The sequence below is a fragment of the Aquimarina celericrescens genome (assembly GCF_042682765.1).
In the GTDB taxonomy this organism is placed as follows: domain Bacteria; phylum Bacteroidota; class Bacteroidia; order Flavobacteriales; family Flavobacteriaceae; genus Aquimarina; species Aquimarina celericrescens.
This window is the reverse complement of sequence record NZ_JBHUHY010000003.1, coordinates 275492-295024: the sequence shown is the minus strand read 5'-3', so window position 1 is coordinate 295024 and position 19533 is coordinate 275492. Positions and strand designations below refer to the sequence as shown.

18 protein-coding genes and 1 pseudogene are annotated in these 19533 nt (G+C 35.5%); 8 read left to right on the top strand and 11 right to left on the bottom strand.

Translation table 11 applies throughout. The features are described 5' to 3' along the window. Positions 1-57: 57 nt before the first annotated feature. The 5 genes from ACFSJT_RS05180 to ACFSJT_RS05160 all read left to right on the top strand — a co-directional run bounded on the left by ACFSJT_RS05180 (position 58) and on the right by ACFSJT_RS05160 (position 4766). Entirely contained in the window at positions 58-990 is a 933-nt protein-coding gene (locus ACFSJT_RS05180) for a nicotinic acid mononucleotide adenyltransferase (protein WP_378319154.1), read from the top strand. A gap of 373 nt (positions 991-1363) precedes the next feature. After that, entirely contained in the window at positions 1364-1576 is a 213-nt protein-coding gene (locus ACFSJT_RS05175; RefSeq protein WP_378319153.1) for a hypothetical protein, read from the top strand. A gap of 215 nt (positions 1577-1791) precedes the next feature. Continuing rightward, complete coding sequence (locus ACFSJT_RS05170; RefSeq protein ID WP_378319152.1) at positions 1792-2334, top strand: 3-hydroxyanthranilate 3,4-dioxygenase; 543 nt, start codon at positions 1792-1794, stop codon at positions 2332-2334. A gap of 156 nt (positions 2335-2490) precedes the next feature. Further along, entirely contained in the window at positions 2491-4047 is a 1557-nt protein-coding gene (gene amaB / locus ACFSJT_RS05165; protein ID WP_378319151.1) for an L-piperidine-6-carboxylate dehydrogenase, read from the top strand. Positions 4048-4391: 344 nt separating this feature from the next. Then, positions 4392-4766 (top strand): hypothetical protein, encoded by a 375-nt coding sequence (locus ACFSJT_RS05160; protein ID WP_378319150.1) that lies wholly within the window; start codon positions 4392-4394, stop codon positions 4764-4766. Positions 4767-4835: 69 nt separating this feature from the next. On the opposite strand, the pseudogene ACFSJT_RS05155 reads toward ACFSJT_RS05160, so the two are convergent. From ACFSJT_RS05155 to ACFSJT_RS05110, 10 genes and pseudogenes are all read right to left on the bottom strand, one after another. Beyond that, a pseudogene (locus tag ACFSJT_RS05155) lies at positions 4836-6038 on the bottom strand (IS256 family transposase). Positions 6039-6408: 370 nt separating this feature from the next. Beyond that, the gene (locus tag ACFSJT_RS05150; RefSeq protein ID WP_378319149.1) at positions 6409-7065 is read right to left on the bottom strand and encodes a transposase; all 657 of its coding nucleotides are present in this window, start codon (positions 7063-7065) and stop codon (positions 6409-6411) included. A gap of 83 nt (positions 7066-7148) precedes the next feature. Further along, the gene (locus ACFSJT_RS05145; RefSeq protein WP_378319148.1) at positions 7149-7523 is read right to left on the bottom strand and encodes a hypothetical protein; all 375 of its coding nucleotides are present in this window, start codon (positions 7521-7523) and stop codon (positions 7149-7151) included. 7 nt (positions 7524-7530) lie between these two features. Continuing rightward, positions 7531-8682: an RHS repeat domain-containing protein gene (locus ACFSJT_RS05140; RefSeq protein ID WP_378319147.1), complete on the bottom strand. Its 1152-nt coding sequence runs from the start codon at positions 8680-8682 to the stop codon at positions 7531-7533. A gap of 406 nt (positions 8683-9088) precedes the next feature. Continuing rightward, positions 9089-9322: a hypothetical protein gene (locus ACFSJT_RS05135; RefSeq protein ID WP_378319146.1), complete on the bottom strand. Its 234-nt coding sequence runs from the start codon at positions 9320-9322 to the stop codon at positions 9089-9091. A 557-nt stretch (positions 9323-9879) separates the two neighbouring features. Further along, on the bottom strand, positions 9880-10158 hold the full coding sequence (locus ACFSJT_RS05130) for a type II toxin-antitoxin system RelE/ParE family toxin (protein WP_378319145.1): 279 nt from the start codon (positions 10156-10158) through the stop codon (positions 9880-9882). After that, positions 10148-10414, bottom strand: coding sequence for an addiction module protein (locus ACFSJT_RS05125; protein ID WP_378319144.1), 267 nt, complete (start codon positions 10412-10414; stop codon positions 10148-10150). Before ACFSJT_RS05125 ends, ACFSJT_RS05130 begins: the two co-directional genes overlap by 11 nt. Before the next feature lie 59 nt (positions 10415-10473). Continuing rightward, positions 10474-11364 (bottom strand): tyrosine-type recombinase/integrase, encoded by an 891-nt coding sequence (locus tag ACFSJT_RS05120; protein WP_378319143.1) that lies wholly within the window; start codon positions 11362-11364, stop codon positions 10474-10476. Beyond that, positions 11361-12278, bottom strand: a complete 918-nt coding sequence (locus tag ACFSJT_RS05115) for a tyrosine-type recombinase/integrase (RefSeq protein WP_378319142.1) — start codon at positions 12276-12278, stop codon at positions 11361-11363. The genes ACFSJT_RS05120 and ACFSJT_RS05115 overlap by 4 nt, the downstream gene beginning before the upstream one ends. Before the next feature lie 51 nt (positions 12279-12329). Beyond that, positions 12330-13916, bottom strand: a complete 1587-nt coding sequence (locus ACFSJT_RS05110; protein WP_378319141.1) for a hypothetical protein — start codon at positions 13914-13916, stop codon at positions 12330-12332. Between the two features lie 145 nt (positions 13917-14061). Between ACFSJT_RS05110 and ACFSJT_RS05105 the strand changes: the two genes are divergently transcribed. From ACFSJT_RS05105 to ACFSJT_RS05095, 3 genes are read left to right on the top strand one after another with little or no spacing between them, the layout of a single operon-like run. Continuing rightward, on the top strand, positions 14062-14388 hold the full coding sequence (locus ACFSJT_RS05105) for a helix-turn-helix domain-containing protein (protein WP_378319140.1): 327 nt from the start codon (positions 14062-14064) through the stop codon (positions 14386-14388). After that, positions 14389-14760 (top strand): hypothetical protein, encoded by a 372-nt coding sequence (locus ACFSJT_RS05100; protein WP_378319139.1) that lies wholly within the window; start codon positions 14389-14391, stop codon positions 14758-14760. Between the two features lie 8 nt (positions 14761-14768). Beyond that, positions 14769-15191 carry an energy transducer TonB gene (locus tag ACFSJT_RS05095; RefSeq protein WP_378319138.1) on the top strand — a complete coding sequence of 141 codons (423 nt, stop codon included), beginning with the start codon at positions 14769-14771 and terminating at the stop codon, positions 15189-15191. 51 nt (positions 15192-15242) lie between these two features. Here ACFSJT_RS05095 and ACFSJT_RS05090 read toward each other — a convergent pair whose 3' ends face one another. After that, positions 15243-19484 carry a DUF6443 domain-containing protein gene (locus ACFSJT_RS05090; RefSeq protein WP_378319137.1) on the bottom strand — a complete coding sequence of 1414 codons (4242 nt, stop codon included), beginning with the start codon at positions 19482-19484 and terminating at the stop codon, positions 15243-15245. Between the last annotated feature and the right edge of the window lie 49 nt (positions 19485-19533).

The window sequence follows — 19533 nt, the reverse complement described above, 5'->3', positions numbered from 1 at the left end:
TTGTAAGTTTGGCATGTGTTTTGGTTCTAATTTAGGGAAATAGAAAATACATAGCTTATGAAAACGCTAAAATTACTTTCGGTTATTTTATTTGGATCAATATTATTGACTTCTTGTGTAGCAGAGGTTATTGTCGAAGAGGACGTTTTTATCGAAGAACCAGCAGGCATTAACTTAAATGCTCTATTAAGTACTTATGAGATTTGGTACGTTGATATTGAACGTACGAGCGGCAATGGCGAGATTCCGTTTTTACAAAAAGCGTTTACAGTTTCTTTTAGGAATGGAACATTCTTTGCGAACAACAATCTGGTAGGGATGGGTAGTAATGGAAATGGTTTTGGATTAGATGTAGGCTTTTATGATACCTTTAGAACGACAGTAGATATTGATCATGATATCGATGGAGTTTATGAACTAGTAGTATCGCAATTATCGCGTAATGAAATCGAATTATATGACGGCGTAACCAATACCAGCTATTATCTAGTGGGATACCAAAGAAGTACGTTTGATTATGACCGCGTATTTTATGACAACATCCATTATTTTCTCCAGGAGTATAGAGTATGGGAAAAAGTATATACTAGCGAATTTGGAGTGCTAAATGAATTTGATAATGAAAACTATTTAAAATTTGAATATTTTGGAGCTGGAGAAAACTTCAAAAGTTCACAGGATCAAAACGGACTTCCGATTAATGATATTTTTTACGATTATACAGGGTTTTATGAGGTTAACGATATCATTAACACTTTTGATAGGAAAACTTTAACACTTAGTTACGATTACCTGGGCAATGAATTCTTCGAATTATCCGTTATAAATGACAGTACAATAGAATTGTTTCATCCTGCTTCTGAAACTGTATATGAATTTGTAGGAAGAGGACGTATACAATTTAAGAGTTCAGAGAATGGAAAACCTTCTCAGAACGAAACTAAACGATATAAAAAAGCCGATTTCCTGAAGCTTGAAAATAAAAAGTGAGGATCGCGCTAAACAATACTTAACTTTTTGGTTGGTTATTTAGTTGGGAATCGCTCTACAAGAGAAATCTTGTTGGGGCGATTTCTTTTTAAAAAGACTCTTGGCTTGCAACTAAAAAGAGGCAAATAAATCTAGTCGAATTAATCCAGATGATTGTCGGGATCTTTTCAATTTAGCATTGAATGATTAATTAAAGCTAAATGTGTAATCCAACTAATCTCACTAAAAAAGTATATCCCATATGCTATGTTTCTACAATCTAGAGAGCAATCTTAACGAAACATTTGGCGAAAGAAATTTAATTTTCTAAAAATTAGACATTTAGGCATAATATTTTTTAACTTTATTACTATAACAAATCCAATTTAATATTATGCTGAAAAAAGTTTTAAACATCGAAAACACCAAAAAATTAAGTAAGAATGAGCAAAAGTCTGTAAGAGGTGGGCTAGTTCCTATTTTAGATGATTGTTGTAGTTGCATTTTTAGACCGGGAAACAGTATGTTTCCTATTTTCATTACACAACCTTGCTCTATCCCATGTCCAATCGATGGAAGTTTGGAATATGAAGACACAGGATGTTAATTTTACAATTAAGCGAACCTAGGTTCGCTTTTTTTTATATTAGTACTAAGAATTCATCTACACTTTTTAAATTCTTCCTAATTAATGAGATGTAAATTTTGTGTTTCATTATTTTATTATCTATAATTTAAAACAAATTTGTAATTAAGATTACTTCAATTTATAATAAATTTCCTTCCCAAAACCGTAATTTTATATTCTAAAAAATAAAGCGCATGGCTATTCAAAAACCTTTCAATCTTATAAAATGGATTGAAGAAAATCGTGATACTTTAAAGCCTCCTGTTGGGAATAAAAACTTATATAAAGATGCAGGAGATTACATTGTAATGATTGTTGCAGGTCCCAATGCAAGAAAAGATTACCATTATAACGAAACCGAAGAACTTTTTTATCAGCTAGAAGGCAATATCGAAGTGCATATTCAGGAAGATGGACAAAAGAAAACGATGAAATTAGGTCCGGGGGATATGTATTTACATCCCGCAAAGGTGCCACATTCACCTGTTCGACAAGAAGGATCTATTGGTTTGGTAATCGAAAGAAAACGGGTAGCCCTTGATGCAAAAGATGGATTATTATGGTTTTGCGATCATTGCAATAACAAATTGCATGAGGTATATTTTATGCTTAATGATATTGAAAAAGATTTCCTGAAACATTTCAAGCATTTTTATGAAAGCGAAGTTTTACGAACTTGCAATAATTGTGGTACTGTAATGCCCACAGATCCCCGATTTGTTTCTGAAAAAGTGTAGAACCAAATTAATTCGTAATCGACCAAGTTTTTGAAAAATTGATTTTTTTTACATGGTTTTCAAAGAGATTCACTAAAAATTGACATAAGAACAGATCAAAATTTAATTTATCTGCAAAACACAGTATCTTTACCTTTTTAAAAAGTAACAAACAACATGGCAACAGCAATAGCAGATTTCGGAATCGAAGAAGCGCTAAAACAATTAGGTGTTTCAGATCATAATAAAGGAACTTCAACAGGAGCAAACTGGTTTTCTTCTCAAGAAACAATTTCATCGTATTCACCTGTAGATGGTGAGCTAATCGGGAAAGTTGAAACTACGACAAAGGAAGATTATGAAAAAGTAATTCAGACTGCTTCCGAAGCATTTAAATCCTGGAGGGTAATGCCAGCTCCACAACGAGGAGAGATTGTTCGACAGTTTGGAGAAGAACTTCGTAGACTCAAAGAACCGCTTGGTAAATTAGTCTCTTATGAAATGGGAAAATCCTATCAAGAGGGATTGGGTGAGGTGCAAGAGATGATCGATATATGTGATTTTGCGGTCGGCCTGTCACGACAATTGCATGGATTTACAATGCACTCAGAACGTCCTGGACATAGAATGTATGAGCAGTATCATCCACTAGGGATCGTTGGTATTATTTCTGCATTTAACTTTCCTGTTGCCGTATGGGCTTGGAACACTGCTTTGGCATGGATTTGTGGAGATGTTTGTGTATGGAAACCCAGCGAAAAAACACCTTTATGTGGTATTGCCTGCCAAAATATTATTGCAAAAGTATTAAAAGAAAATAAGCTGCCCGAAGGAATTTCTTGCCTGATCAATGGTGACTATAAGGTGGGAGAAATGATGACTAGCGATAAAAGAGTTCCACTAATTTCTGCAACGGGTTCTACTCGTATGGGTAAGATCGTAGCAGCTACGGTTGGAGAGCGCCTTGGTAAATCACTGCTCGAGTTAGGTGGAAACAACGCTATTATTGTAACGCCAGATGCCGATATGAAAATGACAGTGATTGGGGCCGTTTTTGGAGCTGTAGGAACCGCTGGACAACGCTGTACCTCAACTCGAAGATTGATAATTCACGAATCCATTTATGACAAGGTTAAAAAAGCAGTTGTCGATGCGTATGGGCAATTAAGAATTGGTAATCCTTTGGATGAAAATAATCATGTAGGCCCATTAATCGATAAAGATGCCGTAAAAGGATATCAAAATGCACTTGAAAAAGTAGTACAAGAAGGAGGTAATATTGTGGTAGAAGGAGGAGTACTTTCTGGTGAAGGATATGAGAGTGGTTGTTACGTAAAACCTGCGATAGCTGAAGCCAAAAATTCTTTTGAGATTGTTCAGCATGAAACTTTTGCTCCTGTGCTATATCTTTTGAAATATAGTGGTGATATAGAAAGTGCTATCGAAATTCAAAATGGGGTAGCTCAAGGATTGTCATCAGCAATTATGACCAATAACCTGCGCGAAGCAGAACGTTTTCTGTCTCATGCAGGGTCAGATTGTGGGATTGCCAATGTCAATATCGGGACCTCTGGCGCAGAGATTGGTGGTGCATTTGGCGGAGAAAAAGATACAGGGGGTGGTCGTGAATCAGGTTCTGATGCCTGGAAAGTTTATATGCGTAGACAAACCAACACTATAAACTACACCACAGAATTACCCTTGGCGCAAGGGATCAAGTTCGATTTGGAATAATTTATTGGCTGTAGTTTAACATGGCATTGATAATTGTAAGATATTTATTTGCTTGATAAATAGGAATGTCTCCTATCCTAAATCCTTTCCGGAGGAAAGGACTTTTTGACCACCTTCCCTTTGGTAAGGGTTGGGGATGGGATAAAAGATGTATTGATTAAAAATACCAACGTTATATTAAACTAGAATCTAATTTATTGTTTATAAAATAGTTTTGAAGCATTTACGTTTTGTAAATGCTTCATTTTTTTGAACTATACTTGAAAAGAAGTAAAACGCAACCATCACATTTTAAAAGCATCTAGTATATAGTTAAAGGGAAGTGGATCAAAACATATAAAAAAATGAAGAAGTTTTTTTTAATAGGTACTGTACTACTATGTTATGCATGTAACAACGATGATGATCAAACGCAAGATCCTGTTTTTTGCACAGAAGAATTACGAGCAGGTCTAGAAGTAACCGTAAAAGATGGTATAGCAGGAGAATTTTTAACAGAGGGAGTAACCGTGGTTGCCATCGATAATGAATATAAAGAAACACTTGAAAACTTTACAGGTGCTAATAATTTTATTGGAGCGTTCGAAAGAGCAGGAACCTACATCATTACGGTTAGCAAAAATGGATACACCAATAAAACCAGCGAACCGATTGTTGTTGGTGAGGATATTTGCCATGTGATCACAGAAAGTTTGGAGGTGATTTTGGAGAAGCAGTAGCCAGCTTATGATTTTTTATGACACTGTCCAAGATTTTGTGTAAATGAATACAGACGGGTTTGACTTTTATTAAAGTTGAACCCTTTTTTCAAATATAGTTAAGAACTGATTAAGGATCAACCCCCAATTATGTATTGGTTGTGTCCACTTTTTAGTAATCTGCATCAGCGATAAATACACTGATTTTTTAAGCGCATCATCTGTTGGGAAAGCCATTTTATTTTTGGTGTATTTTCTAATTTTTCCATTGAGATTTTCTATTAGGTTGGTAGTATAGATAATCTTTCTGATTTCCAAGGGGAAGTCAAAAAACACCGTAAGTTCTTCCCAGTTATTCTTCCAGGACTGTACTGCATAGGGATACTTTGTATTCCATGTATCAGCAAAACGTTCTAGTTCTTGTGCTGCCATTTCTTTGTTAGGAGCATTGTAGATATGCTTCATATCAGCGGTAAAAGCTTTTTTGTCTTTCCATACTACGTATCGAGCGCTGTTACGGATCTGGTGGACTACACAGATTTGGGTATCTGCTTGTGGGAACACATTTTTGATCGATTGTGTAAATCCATTAAGATTATCCGTAACAGTTACCAAAATGTCATTTACACCCCGGGCTTTTAAATCAGTAAGCACCCCTTACCAAAAAGCGGCTGATTCATTCTCTCCAAGCCACATCCCTAATAACTCCTTATAACCTTCTTTGTTAAGGCCTACAGCCAAATAAATGGTCTTATTGATCACCTTTCCTGCCTGTCGAACCTTAAAAACGATACCATCCATCCAAACCACACAATAGACCGCTTCCAAAGGCCTGTTTTGCCAATCAACAACTTCTTGATGAACCCGGTTAGTGATAATCGATATAGCAGAGGTAGAGAGCTTATATCCATAAATCTCAAAGAGTTCTTCTTCTATGTCAGAAACACTCATCCCTTTGGCATAGAGCGATATGACTATTTTTTCAATAGGAGAGGCAGTACTTTGACCCTTTGGAACTACGATAGGATCAAAACTGCCCTGTCGATCACGAGGTACTTTTACTTGAGTCTTTCCATATTGGCTCTTCAAAGTTTTTGAACTACTCCCATTACGGGCATTGGTAGAATCGTTCTTGGCATTCTTGGGATACCCTAAATGTGCGTCCATCTCTCCGTGGAGCATCGCTTCTAAAGCCGCTGTATGAAGTTCATTAAGTAATGCTGATAATTCTTCTTGTGTTTTGATACCATCTAAAGCACCACTTTCTAAAAACTGTTTCTTAAAATCTTCCATAGTAAACTGTGTTATTAAAATTAAACAAAAAATTTAGGCGGGTTTTAAAACCCGCCTAAATTCTGTTTACACAGTATATTGGATACTACCTTTTTTATGCTCTGTAAATTGTCCTGACTTCGCGGAATTATTATCAAGCTATACTTATATCATTTCATAAAAAACTGCAATACAAGTTTTACATTGTATTGCAGTTTTATCAATTTACTTATTTGCTCCCTGCTATCGCTGCGAAATTAAAGGCATTCAGAGAGCATGCTTTCTTATTCTTGCCAGCGACTAGTCTAGGACATAGTGGGTAAAGCTTGAATCCATCGTATAAAAAACGGCCACATTGCTGTAACCGTTTCTTACCTTTTATTTCTTACTCTTACCGCCACAAGTTGCAAACTTGCAGTAGCAACATACTATACCTGAGCAGGGGATCAATCGCATCAAAATTATCAGGCTCATTTGGACGTTGTTCCTCTTCTGCATAGATCATCTCTACATAACGCCAAAGCTCCTTCAGTTGTTTTTTTATGTGATCTCTTGAGGTCTTGATACTCTTACCCCAAACAAAGGTGTAGCGATTAGCATTGGCCTCGATCTTGGTGCCATCTACATAAATATCCTTAAGGTTCAAATATCCCTGGTCTGCTAAAAGAAGTACCACTTGATTGAAGATCTTTTTGAACTTGCCTTTCAATTTACCCGAACGAAAGTTGCTGATCGTATCATGATCCGGTGTAAGACCTCCGGATAACCACATAAAATGAATGTTCTCTGATAAAGATTGTTCTATCTTACGGGAAGAATACAAATTACGTAAGTAAGCATAGACTAAGATCTTCAATAAAACCTTGGGATGATAACTCGAAGTGCCACCTCCTTTATAACTAGCCTCCAAACTACTTAAATCTATGCGATCCAAAATCGTATTGACAATTCGAACCGGATGGTTGACAGGAACTAGATCATCATAATTAGGAGGAAGTAAACTTAATTGACCCTGATGGTTGATCTTCCAGACTTGTGTGCGTTTCATACCTAAAAATACAAACATCACAAATCTTATCAAAAAAAAAGAAGCTGCCTTTTTAGACAGCCTCATTTATACACTCTTTTTTTCTATTCAAATCTCGGCGACAGATAAAAAGTATCTTTTAAAAACCCTTGCTCTGTAAATTCTATTAGTTGCCAGTTGTATAATCCTATAAAAATTATATCTGTTTCATAATCAACTGATGAGTTAACACCTTCTAATCTTAGTTTATTTCTGCCAAAAGAGAGAGTGTATTCTCCGATATGTGCAAAATGGTCATTTAAGTTAACAGTGTCTTTCTTAACATCATTAATATACAATACAGCTTTTCCATAATTACTTCTATTTTGACCACTAACCACCAAATATGTATTGCCTTCTGATGTTATAAAGAGATATGCTTCATAAACTATCAATGCTAAAATTAAAAGTAGCGCTATATATAAAATCTTCTTTCTCATAAGCCTGTTAATTTTGTAACATCTTCTTGAAGAAGTCTGCTTTATTCAGTTTTTTATTTCGCCCTTGAGTATTCGTCGTATTAAATATTCCTTTTCCAAATAAAACACCTTGATTTGGAAGTCCATTTGCATCATAGTTTGAACCTTGATTTAAATTACCTTTCACATAATCTCTTATTATTGACCCAAACTGAGAACTACTTACGGAAGTACCACTACCACCTGAGCGCATTAAACCTGTCTCCGTATGTCTTAAATTAAAGAGATGTCCAAATTCGTGGGCAGCTGTTCTTTCTCCTGTATTCCCAAAATTAGTGTCATACCACCCTGTAAAATAGTCTGCATCCAGAAAAGCTACTTTACCTCCGAAGTTGTTAGCTGCGCCTGAGATATTACCTTTATTTTTACTGCCTGGTTCTGCTAAAACAAAAAGGTGGTCGTCTTCAGCAACATCTTCCATAGAATCAGCTACACTAATATTAGCTGTTGTACTTACCTCTAAACCTGCATACTCGCCGCTAAAAGATTCTTCGATTTCACTAACAATATCGGTTAACGCTCCAACTAAGTCTACATCATTATCAGAAAAATTAATCAACTTACCTGTAATGTTAATATTTACACCTGTTTTTATTCTATTGCCATCGTCATCTAATACATCATTCCCATCATCATCTTTTTGATACGTATAACTTATATCAATTCTCTTACCATCAGGGTCAATAAAATATATAGGATTATTAGCCGTGTATGTATATGGGCTTATATTATAGTAATCATCTGCCAATGGGTCAATATTCATCCAACGTCCTAATGAAGCATCATAATTTCTAAACCCGAAGTCGTGCCAGTCTAAACCAAGCTCTTCATTTTCTTCTTTACCATTATATCCATATGGATGTTCGCGTCCAGTTATCGAATTATTATACCCCTGGTGCGTTAATCCAAATGGATAATAATTATTTTCCTGTACAATCTCATTTTGACTTATAGTACCATCACTATTAATGTCTTTGTAGGATAGTCTAATATTTCCTAAATGATCTTTGTATTGGTAGATATAGTCAAATGATGAGATTACCGCGCTACCGCTCGCAATGACAGGTTCTACATACCCTTCGGCATGATTAAAGAACTCTAATTGTCCATTTTTGTACACATAATTTCCAGTGTATTCAGTTACGCAAAAAAATAAATTCTGTACCCTTTTTTTTAGCGGCCTGCTGCTACGAAGCAAAAATTAAGAACGTTCTTCTCTGTCATCATCTCTCAACTGAAGCAAAAGTACTAAATACTTCTATTGCCACCGCTACCACCAAAGCTATGTTTACATAATTGGTAGTTATAGCCGCTCTTCCTCTCGTCAGGGTCTATAACGCAACTATGTAAAATAGCCGCACACCGACTGCTATACTTGAAGATTTGGGCTTTAAGACACGTTTTTTGGAAACAATATTATAATATTATAGAGGTATAATTGTGTCGTAGAACGCTTCCCTAGCGTTGTGGGGTCATTCAATCGCCATTAAGGCTAGTATTTTAATAAAAATCGGAAGTCCAGCCACTTAAAGCCAAGGCATTCCGCTTTTTACTAAAATATCTATAACACTACTTGGTTTCGTAATTGCTAAAATTATCATCACTATGATTAAGCCATATTGCCACCATTTCCATTTAGGGAACTTTACTTTTATTTCTTTTATAAAAATCATATTTAATTGGTTAAAAGTTATAATAAAAAAGCCCCAACCCTCTAAGGCTGAAGCTTTCAGTAAAAATAAAAGTTTAATTTTAAACATGCAAAAAGCTTAATTCTACTTTAAGCTTTTTGCTTTTTACAATAAATTTATTAAACAAACATTTAGATTAAAGTTGAAGTGCGCAACGGCAGTTGCTGCTGACCTTCCGCTTTAATCTAAATGCTAGCCATACGGCGATTGAGTTGCCTGCGTGGCGAACGCTAAACAAGCGTAGCCTAGCGGAGTGGAGCGAGTGACGCACAGAGGAAGTCCCGACAGGGCGACTGTGCGCCAGATGATTTTTTGTGACCTTAATTCAACAATATAAACTTTCACAAAAAATCATATAACGAGCGACTTAGCGGCGTAGCCCATGAAGTGGCGGTGGATTGTGACGTAGGAACAAGACAGAGTAGCCACGGGTGAACGTAGCAGAAGCGTTGGCAGCGCAGCATCCCGGTGACGTCCGGGGGCTGTGCCTAGTGTAGGGCGGAGTGAACACCTTTGATCAGCCCGTAATTTTCGATTTATAACTGACGTTTAATTAAAAAATCCCAGACCTTCCGATCTAGGATTTATATTTCTAGCGAGCTGCGACTGTAAGGAGCAGCGAAGCTTTATCCTCTTGGTTTTCTACTCGTATGTAACACTGCGTGTACATACACTGTTTTATCTTCTACCGTATAATGAACTCCATAACGGAAGCGATCTGTAAATACAATTCTGATGTCTTTGTATCGTTTCTGGAAGTTGTCGGGATCTGTTTCTATTCTGCTTAGAACTTCATCTATTTCAGTAAGTAAATCTAGTGATAGCTCTGTGTTTTCTGCATACCAATCAAGGGCATCTGCTATATCCAGTTCTGCTCCTGGTTTAATAATCAGTTTATAGCCCATGTTTTGCCTGTAGATCAGATTTCACTTCTTTCCAACTTCTACCACTTTTAGGATTTGCTTTGTGATCTGCTAAACGTTGATCTAAGATTTTTTTATGATCATCTGATATGTGATACGCTGATTTTATAGCTTCTCTTCTATATTGTAGCATATTTTTAAAGGCTTCAATAAGTGTGGGATCTTTTACATCTTTCAACTCCTCCAATATCCATTTAAGATCTGCCTGTAAGTCCATAATTCTCATTTTTACATTCATAACAAAGATAGTTTAATATAGTAATATTTTTACATTTTGATTTTTAGAGGTACATATTTTCACCCTAATGGATGGAACTGATTAATAGCTTCATGCAGACTTTCTAAGTTATCCTGTTTGTAGGATTCTGTAGAGCTAATATATCTGTGACCTGCCATTTGTTGTACTTTTCTGATGTTGTATTGGCTTAACCAGTTTACAATAACACTTGTTCTGATATGGGTATTATTAGTAACCTTCTGATTATAGGTTTTTAGCTTTTTTAAGATCGGGTGTAAGATCATACTGAACTGTGATGTATTTATTGGGAACAGCTTTTCATCATACGTATGTATATGATCCTGTATGATGGGACGTACATCTTCGATGTATTCTTTGAGTTCTATGATTTGCCAAGGTTTTAATTCTAGTGTTCTGTATGCATTTCTTCTTGTACTAGGTATGTAAACCGTTCCTTTTCGTAAGTCTATATGTTCTAATGCTAAGGATTTGAAGTTGTTACTTAGTAAGCCCTGATAAACCAATAATCCTACTATAACTTTGTTACGTTTTGCAGTAGCTCGATAATAAAAATTATCCTTCCATATCTTATCAGTTTCATAGCTATAAAACAAATCTTCCAACTCATCGCTAATAAGTAGGTTATGGAAGACTTTTTTACGTTCTCCTCGTACCTTTAGATCATCTGCAATATTCTCTGTTCGATAGCCTTGTTCGATTAAATAGTTGCAATAATGTTTGATTGCCCAGATATGCCTGTTAATGGTTTCAGGTTTGTTGGTGGTTTTTAAATGAGTGATGTAGTTGAGTAATTGCCTGTACGTTAGTTCTTCAGGGTTCGTACGTTTGGATTTACACCATTGTTTGAGTTTATCTACATTGTAAACATTGGTTTTAATGGTTCTTTCGCTATGTTGTAATTCTTCAAGGTAGGTGTAATAATCTTTCATAATAATTCAAGTAAGTGGGTATAGATTTGTGTTGATTTTAAGGAGCCATGTCCTAAAAATTGTTGTATGTCTTCGATCTTCATTCCTTGTTGTAGTAAGTGAGTAGCTATGCTATGTCTAAGGCAATGCGGTGTAATATGTTTTTCTCTTAAGGTTTCATCGTCGACAAGGGTTAGTAAACGTTGTAATCGTCTTTCTAGGTCTTGGCCATGCATACGGTTTCCGTATCTGTTGATCAGCAACGCTTCTTCTCTGTATGTATCATTGTACATCGGTCGTGCCTCAAAAATGTAATCCTCTAAGATTCGTAAGCTGTATTTATTGATCGGTACATATCGTTCTTTGTAATTCTTGCCTTGCTGTACAAACACACGCCCTGCATCAAAAAGGATATCGCCAACATTTAAACTAACCGCTTCTGATCTTCGTAAGCCACAACTGTACAGTATGACAAGGATAACTTTATCTCGTAATCGAGTATGACTTTGCTTGCTACTGTAACTAGTCACTTCAAAAAGCTGTTTAACCTCTGATTGAGTAAGGATATCTTTGATGGTACTTTCTCTCTTTTCTAACCGAAGATGTACTTTAAAGGTTCTGGCTCCTTGTTTTTGTAAATACTCCCTGAACTTTCTTAACGCATTTTGATGTTTATTTAGATAAGCTTTGCTTAAAGCCCCGCTTGTTCGTTGGTTACTGCGTTCCCCTAAGTATTTGTAATAGGCTTTGACTGTATCAAGGGTAATCTTTTCTAATCGTTGGATATCATAACTTTCTAACCAATGGAAGAACTCTCTGATAAAGATCGGTGTATAGTATACCGTCTTTTGGTTATACCCTAAAATATCTAACCATTCTTCAAAATCAGATAATAACATCTTATAGCTATCATTTTGTAGCTTTAATTTTTTCATCGGTATGTGTTTTTTGTGATTTTATGGAACAGCTATGTAACTAACTGTCATCTATATAGTTGTTTGTTCCATTTTACTAGTGGAACATGTCGGAACGCCGGAACGATCGGAGTCCGATAGACTATTTATTTTTATAATACATTCTTGTAATGCTTTAGTAATTGCTTCCTCTAACTCTTTGTATTCATTAGGGTTAGTAATTTCGTATCGTACTATCGTTTCCCCTTTTTTCTTACGTATTTTCTTTATGTAATAGCTTTCTATAAGTTGTTTGTGATACCGCCACTGGGTAGTTTTCTTAACTTTTAGCCTCCTTCGGATTTCTAAGGCAGTAAAAGTAGTTTGGTTATTGACTTGTAAATACTTTTTTAGTTCTTCTAAATAATTACGGCAAGCTCCTGTGATTTCATCGCTTTTACGTAGTAAAACCTCGATGATTAATTGGTTAGCCGCTTTAATATCTTCAATCGTGGTTTCGATATATTCCTCTCCTGTCTGCTTATCATACTTCTTCTGTCTCTGCCACTGGCAGTAAAAGGTAATCGCTTCTATAAATTGTAAATAATGTGAGTTTGTCCTTCTTGGTTTAAATACACTTTGTGGGAGGCTAAGCCTCATTGCGTAAGGGTTACGAACTGCAATAGGATGTAAAGTTCTCTGTACATCTCGTAAAAATCTAGCGGCTATACATTCTTCATGCTTGCTTACCTGTCCCGCCGACTCGGCGCGCTGGTAGTGCATAATCTTTTTGTCTTGTTCCTCTGATTCATCGATATATAATAAAAAGCTTCTATTGCTATTATCTTCGTATACTGACTCTTGGGTAGTGCAACCTGCAACACTTACCGGACCTTCTACGGTTAGGTGTATGGTTTTGGTTGTTCCTTTTCGATCTTTATGAACCACCGTTTTGGTAATTCGTTTTTTGCTTTGTAATTCACGTAATGGGTAGAGTACAGATTCTGCTCCGTCTAGATCTTCTATGAGTATGAGTTTATTTCGTAATTCTGTACGGTTGAAGTAGTAAAAAGCATTGGCAGACAGTACCGTAATTTCTACTTTATCTTCATCAGGGATTAACTCTGCTACTTTGGATTGCAGGTGTGTTTTACCAACGCCACTACTACCCAAGCTGATACAATGTAATGGATTGTTGGTCTTTCTAGAGGTAAAGATCAGGTACATTAATAATCGGTTGGTTTCTTCGCCTATGACTCCCGATTTACCAATGAGTTCATTGGTCTTTTTTAATAAGTCTTTTGATTTTAAAAAGGTAATCGCTGCTTGTTTTTCCTTCGTAGATAATTCTTCGATTGGGATTTGGTTAGCCTCCTTCTCTCGTTCTAGTTCTTCTATACGGTATTGTTCTAACTCACTAGTGAGGTTTTGTAAGGTCTCACGTACTATACTCGTCCCGATCTCGATACGCTCTGCGATTTTTCTTACGAACTTCTCGACCATATTATCATTATACAGATCGATACTATGGCGCAACACATTGTGTTGTTTTATTTTTTTAATGCTCATCGTTACTCGCATACGCTCTAGATTATTGAACTTGATACCACCCAAAATGTGGATTTCTAAATCGTTGGTGATGTAACTATAGTTGTGCGGGTTGGTGGTATCTAACATCATTAAAAAATATTTTTTCTGATATATATATCACAAAACTAAACTATTTATCAGATTTAAACAAGACTTATACACCTTTGTTATGATATTTATATCACCTATATTTGCTAAAACCTTATTATATATAGCATTTTAACGACTTTTAAGTATGACTTTAGGTGAACAAATAACGAAGCTACGTAAGCAAAAAAAGCTTTCGCAAAATGATTTGGGTAAAAAAGTAGGTACCTCAGGAGACATTATTGGTCGTTATGAACGCGATGAAGTAAAACCATCTATTGAGGTTGCTTCTAAAATTGCAGATGTGCTAGAGGTAAGTTTGGATTTCTTAATAGGTAAAGTAGCTGTAGAAGTAGACCACCAACTCCTTAAAAGAGTCATCGAAGTACAGCAAATGGATGATAACGATAAAGAGCATATCCTATATACTCTTGATGCTCTTATCAAAAATGTAAAACTTAAATCTATCGCATAAATGATTTTAAGAGTTTACTGTAGATCCTGTTCAAAACCTAACAAGATTAGTAGTTATGCCTCTGATAGAGTAGAATTATCTAAAGAAAAAGGGGAGGTAATTAATGTTAAATGTAAATACTGTTCAAAAACTTATGGGTATGGTGTAAATGATGTAAATGCAGAAAACGGTATTTTAAATTTAATCTTGCTAATTGGTATGGTTGTTGGCACAGTTGTAATAGCAAAATTTTTATTACAGTATATTGATAAAGGCGGAGTTTATTCTATGTTTTTATTGCCAGTAGGAGTATCAATTCCAGGAATTATTTATTTCGGTTGGTTATTAGAAGAAAAAAAGAGGATTAGGATGTTTAATAAATTTAGAAAATAATTTGTTCTATGCAAAAGATAAGTCTTTTGATTGTGATGTGTATAATGTTCTACTTTGTGGGTAATTCTCAGGTTCAACAAGAGCAAGAGATCTTTTTAAAAAAATCTACCTCTAAAGACAAAACATACAATAATAATAAGGTAGATCAAAAAGCAACATTTATAGGTGGAGATTCTGAACTATTCAAATTCTATAAAAATAACTCTACGTTTAAAGTCAATCATTTTCAAGTTCCAGACAAGTCGACTTACTTTAATTTATATATTGATGAGAAAGGCAATGTTTATGATTTCAAAATTATTAAATCAGTTGATGATGATCACAACAAAGAGATAGAAAGATTAGTGAATATTATGCCTAAATGGAATCCTGCTAAAAACAACAATAAAACAGTAAAGGTTATTCTACTTGACTATATAACCTTTCAATAAAAAAAGGATGCTTATTTCTAAACATCCTTCTATCCTAAATATAAAATATTGTTACTGTTGGGTACTACTCTTTAACGCCCTGTAATCTTGCGAAGCTTTTTTAACCCAATTTTGACCGGAGTATTTGCCCTTATTAGCACTTAAAAATGCATTCCAAGAATTCTTTACTCTACTTGCTGATGTTTGACTACTACCTCCAGAAGCAGACTTACTTATCGAACCTGAGTTAGATGTAGTTTTACCAGAAATAGATCTATATGCTGTTTTACTGGAATTTCTTAGAGCATTTCTTGTAGAAGATTTAGATGCTGCTAGGGTATTATCTAAAGAACGCCCTTGTTTTCTTAATGCATTATAACCTCTTTGCGCTACTCCTCTAGCTCCTCCTTCAGGCATAAAATAATGCTCAGCACCAAACCAAAATGCAGAGTTGGTACCCCATTTATTAACATATGCATCATAAGCAGTTTTACTATGAACAGGAATAGCATCTCCATTAGTTTCAGCTTCTCTGACTTGACCCCACAAAACACCGCCTAATTCTTTCAGTTGATGCCTCTTTTTTAAGTCTAATCCTGTATAACTATATCCAGAGTTAGAATTATACCCATCAGGAATATCTGATGTTGCATCATAACTCGATATAAAGACACTATTTTCTAATTGAGCAACATGAACTTCACTACCAGCTACTGCACCACTTCCTAAATCATCGCCTTCATTATTAGTCACTTGAACAATCTGAACATCAGCTCCTCCAGTATCATCAACCCATTCCAATTGGTTTGTATCTGTATTAAAAGACCATAAATCATTAACAGCATTCCCGTCAGGATCTATAAAGTAGATTGGATTATTAAGAGTATAATTATACGGACTCCACTCGGCATAATCTTCACTCATATTATCAACATTAAACCACCGACCTACAGCAGGGTTATAATTACGTGCTCCAAAGTCTAACCATTCTAAACCAAGCTCATTTTGTTCTTCTTTTCCTCCAAACTTTAATAATTGCGCAGTAGAGTTTCCTAAAGAAGATACAGCGCTATTATAGCCTTTATGTTGTAATCCAAAAGGATAGTAATTACTTTCCTCTATAATCTCAAGAGTACCTGCGTCATTTTTGGTATAACTTAAACGCGTATTGCCAAGGTGGTCTTTATACTGGTACACATATCGATATAAACCACCTTCTGGTGTTGCATATCCTTCGGGCGTAGCCATATACTGTAATTGGTTATTCTTATAAACGTACTTACCTGCATACTCTGTTGTTAAAGAACTCCCCTCTGTTACGATCTTTTTAAGCTTTGTACCAGTGGCATCATAAATATAGTTAATATTTCCGGTTCCCTCACTGTTACTTATAGAAACTGTTTCCGGCAAATTTAGATAGTTATAAGTAATATTAGTGATGCCTTTATTTTGATCTAAGATCATATTTCCGTTTTCGTCATAAGAAAAATCATCATTGGTATTAGTGCCATCTTTAAAACCGTATGCATTGTTTCCGGTATCTGATACTTCCAACAATTTGTTTCCTGCATTGTAATTGTACGCCAAATTATCCATATCGGTATATACTGTTGTGTTCTGGAAACCGTTTCTAGAAAGGGACAAGATGTTTCCAACTTTGTCGTAAGTAATACCAGATACTTGATAATTGGTGGTATTATCTATAGCATCAGTAATTCTGTTCAAAGCATCATAGGTATAGGAATAATGTTTTAATGAATTATCTGTATTGGCTGTTCGCCAGTAGGTTTGGCTAATGTTTCCGTTAAATAGCTTCTTAGACGTGTCAACAATATCATTATAGGTCATCTTAAAGCCAAAAAGGTCATCTCCCAAAGCAACAGGATTATTGATCTGTTTTAACCAACCACGAACGTTATAGGTGTAATCAACGTTTTGTAAGCCAACGTTACCACTGGGTAGCGTTGTTCCATGACCCACTTTCTTAATAATGAGTTGTCCCAAAGGATCATACGTATTCGATATAAGAATTTCGGGAGTTTGATTATTAATGGTTTGGGTTTGCTTTTTGAGCCTATTCACATGATCATATTCAAAAGTATCAACAGTCACGATAGCAGGATTGTTGTCCTTGGTATGGGTGGTCTTAATCTCTAACACTTTTCCTGCAAAATCGAACTTGGTTTCTACAATATCTATAGTATTGAGGTACTCGTTGGTGGTGTGGATATAAATAGGCCTACTTTTTTGATCATAATACGTTACCGTTGTAATCCAGTCATTGGTACCTAATACTCTTACTTTGTTTCCCGTTGCCAGTCCTTTAGCATTGATATCAATTGTTTGCCCTAATGAGGTTATGGGATTAGGAACATTATGATCAAAGGTGTAGTTATCATAATAGTTAATAGTGTACACTTTATCAAAGCTATTGGGAAATGCGTCATTGGTATAATAGACTGGAGTGCCAGCATAAGTGTTCCAGGTTTCGGTTTTGGTAACGTATTGATTAATTGCTGCATTGGCCTGAGTTTGTAGTGTTGCCCTGTTACTTGTGTTTCCACTATCAAGTCCGGTATAGGCAACTCTTCCAAAGGGATCATATACTGTAAATAACCATTCATTATCTGCCTTTTGTTTTGGATCTTGGGTTAATATTGGTTGATCAAGTACATTATAGACTATAGACTCAAAAGCAGTGGCATCACCTTTTCCTGCTATTTTTTTCTCAATCAAGCGATTTCTATAATCATAGCGGTATTGATAACATAGTTCATCTAGCTCAGTTTGGCTTACTCCATCCGTAGCATCTATTTTTGGAGATAGAACGAAAGTAAGATTACCAAAATCATCATAAACATAATAGGTGTCATGCTCAATAGGGCCTGCTGAGCTTGTCGAAGCATAGGTTCGTTTTAAAACTACTTGATTTAATTTATTTTTATATTCTTTGGTGGTATGATTATTACCATCTCCTTCTACCCAGTTTTCATCTTTGGTAATGGTTACATGCAATTTATTGGGACTGAAATAACCAACTTTGACTAGAGTCGGGGATTCTGTATTTCCATTGACAAAATCCACTTTAAAATAAAACACATCATTATCATTATTTACATCCCAAGCGAATTTAATAGTGTGACCTGCGTTGCTTGATGGCTTTGCCTTCCAATCTTTACCAGGAGCTCCTAACTCTGTTATCCGGCTTAGAGGAGAACTTTCATATATACTTTCTGAATATGCGTTAACATCGGCTGTAAGCACACTGGCAAAATCATCAGGGTATCTATTTTTATAATAACTATTAATATCATTAGTAACATTAATAGTTTTATAACTCCCTACCGATACTTGGGATTCAAAAGGAAGATACTCTAATTCTTTCCTGTTATAATTGTCATATTTGATATAAGCTACAATATCCTTTTTATCAGGAGAAGCTTTTATACCTATTTGCTGGTTAGGCCTCCCTAATCCATCAAAATAGGTGATTTGCTCAATAACATCACTCTCTTGGTCTATCTGGTTATCATTTAAAACTTCTGTTTGATATACTTTGGTCAACACATAATTTTCGTTGCTTAAGGTCAAAGGGGTATACGTATCAGGGCAGGCGTTGTTCACATTTGAGAAATCAGGACATTCGTCTAAGGCATTGTCTACATATCCAGAGAGCTGTAAGCATAATGTTCTATGATCATTTGGGTCTCCCAGACCATCTCCATCTGTATCAGCATACCATATAGCCGGAGTGATCGAAGGATTGTTATCATCACAATCTATTCCTAATAGTCTTGGATCATTCGCATTAATATAATTAGCTCCGGGAGAGTTAGTGCCACAAGTAATAACTATTACTGGAGGAAAACTTGGAGCACTAAATAAATCACCACTATTAGAAATAGGTGCTTTATAGAAATCACCATCAGCATCTAGATACCACGTGTCATTAGTAATATTGGCATTAGTATCATCGCAATCCACATTATTGGTTACCAGGGGTAAATTGGGATCAGACATAGCCAAACACAGAAAGTTATTGGGGTCTCCAAAGCTATCCCCATCGTTATCATAATAATACCTTCTAACACCAATATTTATAGTTGGATCAGAATCATCACAATCAGAGTTATTCGAAACATAGCCAGGAGTTGGAATAGGAAGTTGTATACATTGTGAATCAATATCACCGTAACCATCCCCGTCTGAGTCTGTATAAAAGCAAGGAGGTGGAGGTGGAGGTGGAGGTAAAATTTGTGAAAATAAGGGCGAAAAGGTTCCTAAAAGCAGGATATATATAAGTATATTTTTCATCGGATTTATTTTTTAGTGATTTCCTAAAAATGATTCTACAGGTTGAATA